The sequence below is a fragment of the uncultured Butyricimonas sp. genome (assembly GCF_959596855.1).
GTDB lineage: Bacteria > Bacteroidota > Bacteroidia > Bacteroidales > Marinifilaceae > Butyricimonas > Butyricimonas muris.
The window spans coordinates 94,026-106,156 of the sequence record NZ_CAUFYA010000004.1 but is presented as its reverse complement, the minus strand read 5'-3'; the positions used below and the strand labels follow the sequence as shown (position 1 = coordinate 106,156).

Genomic DNA, 12,131 nt, shown 5'->3' with positions numbered 1-12,131 from the left:
ATTCATTTTCAATTTTCAATTTTCAATTTTCAATTGAATACATGGCAAAAGTCATCATCATCGGTGGAGGTCCGGCAGGCTGCGAGGCAGCACACCAATTGGCAAATCAAGGTGTCGAAGTAGAGTTGGTCGAGAAAAACAACGAAACAGGTGGCAACTTGAATAATTGGTATCAATTGTTCCCTGACCGCAAATACGCTAAAGATTTAAACACGATACTAAAAGGACACTTGGAACACCCGAATATCCGGCTTCATCTCGGGATGGAACCGACCAATATCGAGAAAGATAAAAACGGGAAATTCAATGTTCCCTTGTCAGACGGAAGCCTCTTGGAAGGTGACTCGCTTTTGGTCGCTACCGGATTCAAGATATTCGATGCCCGGCGGAAAGAAGAGTATGGATACGGGATATACGAGAACGTCATCACTTCCGTGGAATTGGAAAACATGTTCTACAATCACGCCATCACGATGGCTGACGGACACACCCCGAAACGGGTTGGAATCATCCATTGCGTGGGTTCCCGTGACGAAAAGGTATGCAATTACCACTGTTCCAAACTCTGCTGTATCACGGGAGTGAAACAAGCTATCGAAATACGGGAGTTGTTACCTGAAGCAGAAATCCTCTGTTTCTACATGGACATGCGTATGTTCGGTCCGGGATACGAGGAAATGTACCGCGATGCCCAAGAGAAACACAACATCAAGTTTATCCGCGGGCGATTGTCCGAGGCCGCCGAGAATATGCAAAAACAACTGCAAATCAAGGTAGAAGATACACTTGTCGGAAAACCGTTACGGATGGCGTTGGACATGATGATATTGTTGGTCGGCATGGAATCCTCGGAAGGCACCCGTCAGACCGCAGAAAAATTAGGTTTGAATCTAGCTCCAAACGGATTTATCCAGTCACAAGACCCGCACTACCGGAATAACTTCACCAACATGGAAGGCGTGTTCGTGGCAGGATGCGGAAGTGCCCCGATGAACCTGACCGATACGCTGGCAGATGCCCGCTCTGCCGCAAGTTCAATAACACAATACTTAAATAATTTATGATTTAGAATTAAAAACGCAAAAAGCGTCAGCCCGTGCGGTTGGAATCTTAAATCTAAAATCTAAAATCTAAAATTTAAAAAGTATGATAAATTTCTGGGGATATAGCATATCGGAAACGAGGAGTATCAATTACGACAGAAACGACAAGGCGATGACAGAATACATTGCCAAGACCGTCCCGAGCAGCAAACTCTGCATCGGTTGCGGGGGATGTACTGCCGGTTGCACTGCCGGGAATCTCACGGACTTCAACATCCGTAAAGTGCAGATGCTCATGAAACGGGGTGAAACGAAAGACGCCAAAGAGCAACTGCAAAAATGTATGCTGTGCGGGAAGTGTATGCTGGTATGTCCAAGAGGCGTGGAAACCCGAAAAATGATACTGGAAATGCTGAATTTCATAAGAAATAACCATAAACTAGAAGATTGAAGCTATGTACTACGACCATTTTGTCCTACCTTTCACGATTGGGCTTATAACGCTACTGGTCTACTTGTGTATCAAATACTACAAGTGGATCAAGAGTTTCCCCAAGGAGGAACGCAAGAAAATCCGTAAAGGGTTATTCTCCTTGCAAACGATTCGTTCCGGGTGGGAAATATTCCGGGAGAGTTTATTACATCACAATATATTCAAAACCAACCCGATGTTAGGTTACATGCACATGACCTTCGCTTTCGGTTGGTTTCTGCTGATAGTTGTCGGGAAAATCGAGTCCATGATATACCATACCAGTGCATTTAATCCCCCCTATTTTGCTATCTTTTTCCGGTATTTCCACCCGGCTAATGAAACCTTCCCTTACAGCGAAACTTTTGCATTCTTGATGGATTTAATCCTGCTATTCTTGTTAATCGGCATAGGATTAGCTGTTACCAAGCGATTCTATTCCCGCCTTTTCGGGATGAAGAAAACAACCAAACAGAGAGCGTACGACTTATTGATACTGACCGTACTCTGGTTGATTTTCCCGGTACGATTTCTGGCAGAAAGTTTCACGAGCGGTTTGAATGGCGGGGGAAGTTTTCTCACGTATAACGCGGGAAACTTCTTTAGCGGTTTCCTCCCGTTGGAACACCTATCCTATCCGGCATGGTGGGTTTATTCATCCCTTCTCGGGTTATTTTTCTTGTTATTACCCTTTTCGCGTTATATGCACATTCCCACGGAAATGGTATATATTTTCTTGAAGAACTGGGGAGTAAAACAAGGTAGAGAATACAACGGGTTCAGTGAAATACAAGTCAACTCCTGCTCCCGTTGCGGAATCTGTATCAACACGTGTCAATTGAACAGCTCATGTGGTATTAATGACACGCAACCGGTCTATTTCTTACGCCGTATTCGTAATCACGAACCACTCTCTCAACAAGCCGAAGATTGCTTGATGTGCGGTCGTTGCGAAGAATCATGCCCCGTGGGTATCAATTTGAACGCCATTCGGCAAAGCCAACGCCCGGATACCATTCGTGTGACGAAAGACACGTACACTTACGTGCCACAACCGCAAGTACAACCGGCGAAAGTAGCTTACTTTGCCGGTTGTATGAGTCACCTCACTCCCGGAATTATCAAATCCATGCAGCAGATATTCGCGAAAGCTAATGTCGATTACTCGTTTATTGACGAAAAAGCCGGAGTCTGTTGCGGACGTCCGTTAGCTCTTTCTGGAAATTGGCAAGCGGCTCAAGTTGTTATGGACAAAAATCAGGAAATGATTGAGGCGTCAAACGCCGATATACTTGTCACCTCCTGCCCGATATGCTACAAAACCTTCAAAGAGGATTATACCCTGAAGGCAAAAGTGATGCATCACACGGAATACATCGAAATGCTACTTCGGGACGGACAACTAAAGGTCAACAACATGGATCTGAAAACCGTGTTCCACAATCCTTGCGAATTGGGACGAGGAAGCCGGATCGTGAGTGCCCCGGAGAACGTGTTGAATCAAGTAAGTTACAAGATAACAACCGTGTACGACGGCAAAAAATCACTTTGTTGTGGTGGTAGTCTGGCAAACACGGCTATTGATTCCAAACAAAAAACAAAAATCAGCGGGGACACGGTAAAAGCTTACGCCGCTTATCATCCGGACGTAATCGTAACGGCATGCCCGCTATGCAAGAAAACATTAAGCAAAACTTCAACCGAGATTCCGGTTCGAGATATAGCGGAACTGGTCGCAGAAGCATGAAAAAAGCCGCAATTGCGGCTTTTTTTATACTCTAATCATCAAGTTCAACCCTCACTCCTTCAATCTGTTCAACATTCAAATCACTCTCGTTACTATTCGATGAGATATCATAATGCGGAAGAGGATTTTTCTGTAACTCGATATTCTGTTCCCGGTGTACAAACACATCCATTGCCAGATAAAGAGCGTTACGCATTCCTTGCTCATCACCTATATTCTGTCCCACGATATCATAACCGGGCTCCGTCAAGGAGGTAGAACAAATCACGGGAAGTCCGGCTACATAACAAGCGGCACTTTCTTCATCTATTGCCTTAAACGCTGCCACTCCTTGATCGTAATACATCGCGAGAACGGCATCAAACTTCTCGTACATCTTCTCGGAGAAGAACCGCTCGGCAGAGAATGGGCCTATTGCCATGATTCCCTCTTGCCGAGCCTGCTCGATAGCCGGCACGATAACATCTACCTCTTCATCACCATTCTGTCCGCAATTCACTTGAGGATTCAAACCCAACACGGCAATTTTAGGTTTTGATATCGTGAAATCAATTCTCAATGTATCATCCAACAACATCAATTTTTTCAAGATATTCTTCCGTGTAATCTGGTGGGGTACATCACGTAATTTTGAATATTCCGTCACGAATCCCATTTTCATCTTCTCGCTCACGAAAAGTGACATGGTCTCGGAAGTATTATAACGTTTTGACAAATATTCTGCCAAAGAATTTGCCTCTTCCTTTAAAAAGCTTTCCGGTCCTTGAGGAGCCAACGTCAACACGTCAATCTCGTTACGCTCCAACTGATCCAGAGCGTATTTTAAAGCAATCATCGAGGCTTGATCTGAATCAGGAGTCTCCTTACCTAAATCCACTTTCACGTTGTCATCCACACAATTGATAATATTAGATCTTTTCCCGTTCGCCTCTCTAGGTTCCCGAATCGTGTTCAAATTAAAATTCTCCACGTTTAATACCTTCCGGTAGTAGGCTGCCACTTTGGGCGACCCGTATAGAATAGGGACACACAACTCACAAATCCGGTTCTCCGCCAACAGTTTTATGATCAATTCATAAGATATTCCGTTTACATCTCCATGCGTGATACCTACATTTAATCTATTTTCCATATTATACAATATTTCATTCGCACAAAGATAAGAAAATAAGTCAAAAGTCCATAAGCACAAACTTTTCTCGTCAAATTAGATGACAACATCCGCAAAAGTTGTTTCTATTAATGTAATTGCTCCTTCTTTCATAAGGGTACAATCAATAATCCATACACACTTCTCCTTCCAAAATTTTTCGCGAAATAGCTCTATTTCCGTCTTATTTTTCATCTTCGCATGCCATTCATTCAAATCGATAACACTTACTTTAGATAAAAATATTTTAGGTAATGTACAAATTACTTGCGTGGGGATAGGTATTATCTTTTCTTTTTGACTATTACTACACATTCTTTCCTCCTTAAAATTAGAATGGTTGAATACGAAATGATAATCATTCACTTCTATGTAATAAGAAATCATGGGAGTGTTCATTTGTATTGTATCGAACCATGCAACACGATAAATTCCCTTTTCTTTTGTTTTAGGGGCTATAAGAAGAAAAATATCATTTACATCTGGAGATTTCACATTATCTCTCGTTTCCTTAACATATTCCCATAAACAAATTGGAATTTGGCACGAATCATTACATATTGAATCTTGCACAGGAGATCCAAAGAAAATCGTAATAAAAGTAAGTAACTTAATCATAGTTTCTATTTCATTATGTTATAATCCTTTTTAATCCATTCTATTAGCTTTTTCTCGCTTTCATGTAATGCTTTATACATATCAGAATCCTCTAATCCTATATAAACAAAGTATTTAGCCAAATATTCATCACATCCAAAAACTTCCTGTATCCATCGATGATACAATGGATCTTCTAGCATTTGTTTATGTTCATCCTCATTTGTACCTTTTTTGGCCAGTACTAAATGATACCATTCATGTAATGCAATTAGACAATATCCATTCCAACTATATTTGCGAATTTCTTCTTTCTTTACAAATATTCTTACCAAAGAGTTTTGTCTATAAACAACTACCGGAAATTCTTGTACCATTAAACTTTCATATATCTTGATCTGAAAAGTTACTTCTAAATTAAATTTTATTTGTATGCCTTCAAATGCCATTTCGAATGAATCTCGAAAATTACCTCCAGCTGGAGCCAATATATTGGCACGCCCTTGTAAGGGAGCCACTTTTTGCTCACTTTCATATTCAATATTATCAGGAATACTTGTACATTTCCAAATTAAATTAATTGATAAAATGAACATCATTATCGGTACACATTGTTTCATAATACCAGTCAATTTACATCTTCCATTTCCGTTATTACTGTCCTCTCACAAAATTAAAGAAAAAATAATATAAATCAAAATCTATTTTCAACTTAGAGTTGAAGGGAATTATATAAAAAACGAAAGGGGCTTAACGCCCCTTTCTATCTATTCTCTATCTCTTCTTTCCGGTCTCGGACCTCTGTCATGGCGAGGACCTCTATCCTGTCTTGGGCCGCGGTCTTGACGATCTCCGCGATCCTGACGATCACCACGGGGACGATCGTTTTGTTGCTCCATCCCTTCGGGTTTCGGAAGCAACACTTTCCGGGAAAGTTTGAACTTACCGGTTTTAGGATCTATATCGATCAATTTCACGCGAACTTTATCACCTTCTTTCAAGGCATCTTCCACTTTTTCAATACGTTTGTGATCGATTTCAGAAACGTGCAGCAATCCGTCTTTACCGGGCATAAATTCAACGAAAGCACCGAATGCAGTGATCGTTTTCACGACACCTTCATAAACTTCCCCGATCTCCGGCTTGCTAGCGATAGCTTTGATACGGGCAACCGCGATCTCGATAGCCTCGGCGTTGCTGGCAGAAATATCCACGATACCTTGATTACCCACTTCTTCGATAACGATAACGGCACCAGATTTCTCTTGAATATCTTGAATAATCTTTCCACCGGGACCAATGATAGCACCGATCTGGTCTTTATCCACCGTGAGAGTCACCATACGCGGAGCATGCGGTTTCAACTCCGGACGAGGCTCAGGTAAGGTTTCTTTGATAATATTCATGATATGCAAACGTCCCTGTTTTGCCTGCTCCAAAGCTTTCTCCAGAATCTCGTAAGGAAGTCCGTCAACCTTGATATCCATCTGGGTAGCGGTGATTCCATCCACGGTTCCGGTTACCTTGAAGTCCATATCCCCCAAGTGATCCTCGTCACCCAAGATATCCGACAACACGGCATATTTTTCATTATCGGTAATCAATCCCATCGCGATACCCGTTACCGGTTTCTTGATTGGAATACCGGCATCCATCAATGCCAATGTCCCGGCACACACGGTAGCCATGGAAGACGAACCGTTAGATTCCAAAATATCCGAAACGATACGCACGGAGTAAGGATAACCATCCGGCAACATACGCTTCAACGCGCGGTGAGCCAAATTTCCATGACCTATTTCACGACGTCCCACACCGCGGGAAGGCTTTGCCTCACCTGTAGAGAACGGCGGGAAATTATAGTGCAACAAGAATTTTTCTTTTCCTTGTTCCGTGGCTTCATCAATAATCTTTTCATCGAGTTTGGTTCCCAGAGTAACGGTAGCCAATGCCTGTGTTTCACCGCGGGTAAAGACAGACGATCCGTGAGGTCCGGGTAGAGGACCTGCCTCACACCAGATAGGGCGAATCTGATCGGTAGTACGACCGTCCAGACGCAAACCCTCGTCCAAAATCATTCTACGTACAGCTTCTTTCTCCACGTCATGATAATAACGACCGACAAGCATCTTCTTCGCCTCTCTCTCCTCTTCCGGAAGAGATTCCAAATACTCATCTTTCACCTGAGTGAACAATCTCTCGCGCAAATGTTTATCCGCGTTGCACTGGCGGGCCATAGCGTAAGCCTTGTCATAGCATTTAGCCCAAATATCTTTACGAAGTTCCTCGTCATTCACTTCATGACTGTAAACCCGCTTCTCTTTACCGACAGCTGCTGCCAATTCCTCTTGCACCCGACAATGATCTTTTATAGCCTCGTGAGCGAAGATAATAGCCTCCAGCATCTCTTTCTCGGACACCTCGTTCATCTCACCCTCCACCATCATGATATTCTCGTAAGTAGCGGCAACCATAATATCCAAATCAGCCGTCGCCAATTGGCTTCTGGTCGGGTTGATCACCAACTCGCCATCCACACGAGCTACACGAACTTCGGAAATCGGTCCGTGGAAAGGAATATCACTCACGGCAATAGCGGCAGATGCTGCCAATCCTGCCAAACAATCCGGCATCGTCTCGGCATCGCCCGAATACAATGTTACCTGCACGAAAGTCTCGGCATGGTAATCATCCGGGAACAAGGGACGCAACGCGCGGTCTATCAAACGGGATACCAGAATCTCGTAATCGGAACTTCTTCCCTCCCTGCGAGTAAATCCTCCCGGGAAACGTCCCAGAGAAGCGAACTTTTCTTTATAATCCACGGACAAAGGCATAAAGTCCACGTCCGGACCTGCATCCTGTGCAGAAACAACCGTAGCCAGAAGCATCGTATCGCCCATCTTCAACATAACAGCCCCATCGGCTTGTTTGGCGAGCTTCCCGGTCTCTAGCGTAATTACCCTACCATCTTTCAGGGTAATGCTTTTTTCAATTACATTCATAGAAATAATAATACTGTTAAAATATAAAACATTTTAACGGAATTCTTTAAGATAAAAGGAGGAGGAGGGGAGGATTTTAATAAAAAGACGCTCCGGGTAACCCGGAGCGTCCGGTATGTAATTACTTACGTAAATTCAATGCTTTCACGATAGCACGATATCTCTCGATATCTTTCTTCTTCATGTAATCAAGCAACGCTCTACGTTTTCCAACCAATTTAATCAAAGATCTTTGAGTAGCGAAATCTTTGTGGTTTTTCTTTAAATGCTCGGTCAAATGAGCGATACGGTAGGAAAATAAAGCTACTTGTGACTCAACAGAGCCGGTATCTTTATTAGACTTCCCGTACTGTGAAAAAAGTTCTTCTTTCTTTTCTGATGTCAAATACATGATGTTCAGTTCTTTAAATTTAAAAATTATTTTAACGCCGCAAAGATATACTTTATTCCGACATCAAACAATCTTTTCCATCCCTTTTTGTATTTTTGTACTCAAAATTACAACGACATGATCAGAAAAGGGAAAACACTAATATACTTCATCATGCTATTCATTCCGGCTCTCGCGTTCGGGCAGAAAGCCAAGATTGCGTTCGAGAAAAACACGATCGATGCGGGTCTGGTACAGGAAACCGGAGGGAAAATCACGTATAACTTCAAATTCGTGAACAAGGGCAAAGCACCGTTACTAATAAAATACGTGGAAACGACTTGTGGATGTACTGTTCCAAAATGGAACCGCCGTCCGATCCTGCCACAGGACAGCGGAACCATCTCCGTGGTCTTCAACCCGAAAGACCGCCCCGGTACCTTCTCCAAGAAAATTATCGTGTACACCAATGGCACCCCGCCCAATCTTGTCTTAAAATTAAACGGAGAAGTCGTGGGCAAACCCGCGGACATAGATAAAGAATATCCCTTCACAGCGGGAGAGTTACGCGTCAACACGGATACCATCTCCATAAACCAATTAAAAACAAAACAACAAATCGTGAATATGATCAATACCGGCAAAAAAAATATATCCATTACATCCATCGTCAAACCCGACTACCTAGAAGTAGATTACACCCCCTTCACCATGGAGAAAGGAATGATCGGCAACCTCATCATCCGCTACACCGGAAACGAGAACACCGCGTTCTCTCCCGCCGATCGACTTGTAATCCAAACCAGTCAAGGCGAGAGCTTCAACTTCTCCCTTGTTTATTAATCATTTTCAATTTTGCATTTTCAATTTTCAATTAGTATGGTTTATCCTGAAAATTTCGAGACAAAAATAAAATTCGACAAAATAAGACAACTTATCAGCAACAACAGCCTGAGTGACATGGGACGTGAGCTGGTAGACAATATCACGTTTTCATCCAACGCGGACTGGATTCGCACCTCACTCTCCGAAACAGCGGAATTTACACGCATCTGTCAGGAAGAAGAGAATTTCCCGGTATCTTATTATCACGATGCCCGTCCTTTTCTCGCTCGCGTAAGAGTCGAAGGGCTATTTCTGGAAGTAAACGAACTGGTAATACTAAAAAACTCGCTGGAATCATTGAACGCCATTACCCGTTTTTTCAACAACAAACAGGAACAATACCCTTCACTGGTCGCTCGTGCCGGGGACATACGTGTATTCCCGTATATATTGCAGCGTCTGGATTCCATCGTTTCCAAATTCGGCACGATAAAAGACTCCGCCTCCCCCGCTCTCGCGAATATCCGGCATAGTATCACCAAAAAACAATCCGGAATATCCCGCCGCATGCAAGCCTTATTGCAGAAAGCACAGGAAGAGGGCTGGGCGGACAAAGACACGAACATATCCATCCGTGACGGCAGAATGGTTATTCCCGTTCCCGCCGCCTACAAACGAAAAATAAACGGTATCGTGCATGACGAATCGACAACCGGAAAAACATCATATATCGAACCCACGGAAATCATCGAAACCAACAACGAGATCCGGGAGTTGCAATTAGAAGAAAAACGGGAAATCACCCGTATCCTCCGCCAGTTCGCGGATGACATACGTCCCTATATCGACGACTTGATCCCGGCATACGATTTCATGGCTTTCGTGGACTTCGTTCGCTCGAAAGCTCTTTTCGCCATTCGGGTAAACGCTATCGTACCCGTCTTCGAGAATCGTCCCGAGATGTTATGGTACAAGGCAAAACATCCCCTGTTATACCTTAGTTTAAAAGCCAACGGCAAGGAAGTCATACCTCTGGATATCGAGATCAACGAGGAACAACGTATCGTCCTAATCTCCGGCCCTAACGCCGGGGGTAAATCCGTTTGCTTGCAAACCGCCGGACTCTTGCAGTACATGTTCCAATGCGGCATTCCCGTACCCGTGGAAGAATCGAGTAAATTCGGGATATTCCGCAAGATACTTATTGACATGGGTGACGAACAATCACTCGAAAACGATTTGAGTACATATAGTTCCCATCTGGTGAACATGAAAAATTTCGTGCGTTACGCGTCAGACGATACATTAATCCTAATCGACGAGTTCGGAACGGGCACGGAACCCATGCTGGGAGGAGCCATTGCAGAAGCAATACTGAACGCTTTGAACCAGAACCAAGTGAAAGGAGTTATCACTACCCACTATACTAACTTGAAGCACTTTGCCTCCTCTGCCCCGGGCATCGTGAACGGTGCCATGTTATACGATTCCCACCGGATGCTTCCCTTGTTCCAATTGGAAATCGGCAAACCGGGTTCCTCTTTCGCGTTCGAGATAGCCAAGAAAATAGGGCTCCCGAAGGAGATTCTCGACGATGCCGCCGGCAAAATCGGGGAAGACAGGGTCAACTTCGACAAGCACTTGAAAGAAATCCTACGGGACAAACGGTACTGGGAAGAAAAACGGAAACGCATTCACGACAACGAAAAACGCCTTGAAGAAGTGCTGGAACGTTACAAGAAAGAACTGGATGATGCTTCCAAATTAAGAAAAGAGATCATCAAGGAAGCGCAGGAAAAAGCAAAGGAAATCATATCCGGTGCAAACAGCACGATAGAGAGAACCATCCGGGAAATCAAGGAAAGCCAAGCAGAAAAAGAGCAAACGAAATTGGCAAAGGCAGCCTTTGAAGAAGAAAAACAACGCCTACTCGCGGAAGAACAAGGCGAAGAAGAACGTCTTCAAAAGAAGATCGAGAAACTGAAGAACCGGGAAAAGAAACGTCAAGAACGGGGAAAACAACCGCAAACCGCCACGCCGGAACAAGAAACCCGAAAAACACTCGCGCTCAATAAAGGAGATCTCGTGCAACTTGACAATAAAGCTATCGGCGAAATTATCGAAATCAATGATAAAAGCGCCGTGATTGCCCTAGGCGGACTGATGACAACCGTGAAAACGGAACGTCTAACAAAAGTATCCAACAGCGTGGCAAAAAAAATAGCACAAAGCAAGCCGCGGCAAAGCACCTCGTCCTATCTGGAAAACATCAGCCAGAAACGCATGGACTTCAAGCCGGAAATTGACGTCCGCGGGTTGCGGGGGGACGAGGCTCTCATGAAAGTAGCCGAATTTATAGACTCGGCTGTCATGCTGAACATGAAAGACTTGCGTATCCTGCACGGGACGGGTACCGGTGCCCTTCGGCAGATTATCAGGGATTACTTGAGAACGAATCCCGTCGTCGGTCATTGCGGGGACGAACACGTGCAAATGGGAGGCTCAGGAATCACGGTTGTCAAACTGGATATCTGAAAAACACGCCAAACTAAAATAGTGGACACGAGAGAACCAAATTTCTCTCGTGTTTAAGTCAAAATAAGTTAAATAATAAATATATTTAATATACGTGACTTGTACTTGATTAATATCAACTCCCATTCAATTCCCATTCAACTCCCATTCATCCCCTATTACAAAGGTTGAATAATAGAATTTAAATTGAATTTGAATAAAATTTAATAATAGCAAAATACATGGTATAACTATAGTCTATTCTAGCCCGATAACTGAATTGGACAGAAATTCACCTCGAACAAGGAAGAAAAACTGTAAAAATTTTTTGACAAGAGTTTATCTTGCATTTTTGAAATAAGCATATACCAATATACAGTATTATCATGACCAATAATAATAAAGTTA

General features: G+C 43.4%; 10 protein-coding genes. 5 read left to right on the top strand and 5 right to left on the bottom strand.

What is annotated here, in order from left to right; all coding sequences use genetic code 11:
• The first annotated feature begins 41 nt into the window (after positions 1 to 41).
• From Q5866_RS03145 to Q5866_RS03135, 3 genes are all read left to right on the top strand, one after another.
• A complete protein-coding gene (locus Q5866_RS03145) occupies positions 42 to 1,064 on the top strand; it encodes an FAD-dependent oxidoreductase (protein WP_186976272.1) in 1,023 nt (340 codons plus the stop codon).
• 82 nt (positions 1,065 to 1,146) lie between these two features.
• Positions 1,147 to 1,494: a 4Fe-4S dicluster domain-containing protein gene (locus tag Q5866_RS03140; RefSeq protein WP_303178726.1), complete on the top strand. Its 348-nt coding sequence runs from the start codon at positions 1,147 to 1,149 to the stop codon at positions 1,492 to 1,494.
• Positions 1,495 to 1,498: 4 nt separating this feature from the next.
• The gene (locus Q5866_RS03135) at positions 1,499 to 3,262 is read left to right on the top strand and encodes a (Fe-S)-binding protein (protein WP_303178725.1); all 1,764 of its coding nucleotides are present in this window, start codon (positions 1,499 to 1,501) and stop codon (positions 3,260 to 3,262) included.
• Between the two features lie 31 nt (positions 3,263 to 3,293).
• Here Q5866_RS03135 and Q5866_RS03130 read toward each other — a convergent pair whose 3' ends face one another.
• The 5 genes from Q5866_RS03130 to rpsO all read right to left on the bottom strand — a co-directional run bounded on the left by Q5866_RS03130 (position 3,294) and on the right by rpsO (position 8,405).
• Positions 3,294 to 4,394 (bottom strand): PdxA family protein, encoded by a 1,101-nt coding sequence (locus Q5866_RS03130; RefSeq protein WP_303178723.1) that lies wholly within the window; start codon positions 4,392 to 4,394, stop codon positions 3,294 to 3,296.
• Between the two features lie 75 nt (positions 4,395 to 4,469).
• Positions 4,470 to 5,030, bottom strand: coding sequence for a hypothetical protein (locus Q5866_RS03125; protein ID WP_303178722.1), 561 nt, complete (start codon positions 5,028 to 5,030; stop codon positions 4,470 to 4,472).
• A 5-nt stretch (positions 5,031 to 5,035) separates the two neighbouring features.
• Positions 5,036 to 5,629 (bottom strand): hypothetical protein, encoded by a 594-nt coding sequence (locus tag Q5866_RS03120; protein WP_303178721.1) that lies wholly within the window; start codon positions 5,627 to 5,629, stop codon positions 5,036 to 5,038.
• Positions 5,630 to 5,776: 147 nt separating this feature from the next.
• Positions 5,777 to 8,014, bottom strand: coding sequence for a polyribonucleotide nucleotidyltransferase (gene pnp / locus Q5866_RS03115; RefSeq protein ID WP_303178719.1), 2,238 nt, complete (start codon positions 8,012 to 8,014; stop codon positions 5,777 to 5,779).
• 121 nt (positions 8,015 to 8,135) lie between these two features.
• Complete coding sequence (rpsO, locus tag Q5866_RS03110) at positions 8,136 to 8,405, bottom strand: 30S ribosomal protein S15 (RefSeq protein ID WP_099293740.1); 270 nt, start codon at positions 8,403 to 8,405, stop codon at positions 8,136 to 8,138.
• 117 nt (positions 8,406 to 8,522) lie between these two features.
• Here rpsO and Q5866_RS03105 point away from each other — a divergent pair, with 117 nt between their 5' ends.
• Both Q5866_RS03105 and Q5866_RS03100 read left to right on the top strand, forming a co-directional pair.
• Positions 8,523 to 9,227 (top strand): DUF1573 domain-containing protein, encoded by a 705-nt coding sequence (locus tag Q5866_RS03105; protein ID WP_303178716.1) that lies wholly within the window; start codon positions 8,523 to 8,525, stop codon positions 9,225 to 9,227.
• A gap of 36 nt (positions 9,228 to 9,263) precedes the next feature.
• Positions 9,264 to 11,744 carry an endonuclease MutS2 gene (locus Q5866_RS03100; protein WP_303178714.1) on the top strand — a complete coding sequence of 827 codons (2,481 nt, stop codon included), beginning with the start codon at positions 9,264 to 9,266 and terminating at the stop codon, positions 11,742 to 11,744.
• The last annotated feature ends 387 nt before the right edge of the window (positions 11,745 to 12,131 follow it).

Excerpts from the sequence above, each read along its gene's own strand:
- Q5866_RS03135 (WP_303178725.1), top strand. The coding sequence starts at position 1,499 with ATGTACTACGACCATTTTGTCCTACCTTTCACGATTGGGCTTATAACG.
- Q5866_RS03140 (WP_303178726.1), top strand. The coding sequence starts at position 1,147 with ATGATAAATTTCTGGGGATATAGCATATCGGAAACGAGGAGTATCAAT.
- Q5866_RS03105 (WP_303178716.1), top strand. The coding sequence starts at position 8,523 with ATGATCAGAAAAGGGAAAACACTAATATACTTCATCATGCTATTCATT.
- Q5866_RS03145 (WP_186976272.1), top strand. The coding sequence starts at position 42 with ATGGCAAAAGTCATCATCATCGGTGGAGGTCCGGCAGGCTGCGAGGCA.
- pnp (WP_303178719.1), bottom strand. The coding sequence starts at position 8,014 with ATGAATGTAATTGAAAAAAGCATTACCCTGAAAGATGGTAGGGTAATT.
- Q5866_RS03125 (WP_303178722.1), bottom strand. The coding sequence starts at position 5,030 with ATGATTAAGTTACTTACTTTTATTACGATTTTCTTTGGATCTCCTGTG.
- Q5866_RS03120 (WP_303178721.1), bottom strand. The coding sequence starts at position 5,629 with ATGAAACAATGTGTACCGATAATGATGTTCATTTTATCAATTAATTTA.
- Q5866_RS03100 (WP_303178714.1), top strand. The coding sequence starts at position 9,264 with ATGGTTTATCCTGAAAATTTCGAGACAAAAATAAAATTCGACAAAATA.
- rpsO (WP_099293740.1), bottom strand. The coding sequence starts at position 8,405 with ATGTATTTGACATCAGAAAAGAAAGAAGAACTTTTTTCACAGTACGGG.
- Q5866_RS03130 (WP_303178723.1), bottom strand. The coding sequence starts at position 4,394 with ATGGAAAATAGATTAAATGTAGGTATCACGCATGGAGATGTAAACGGA.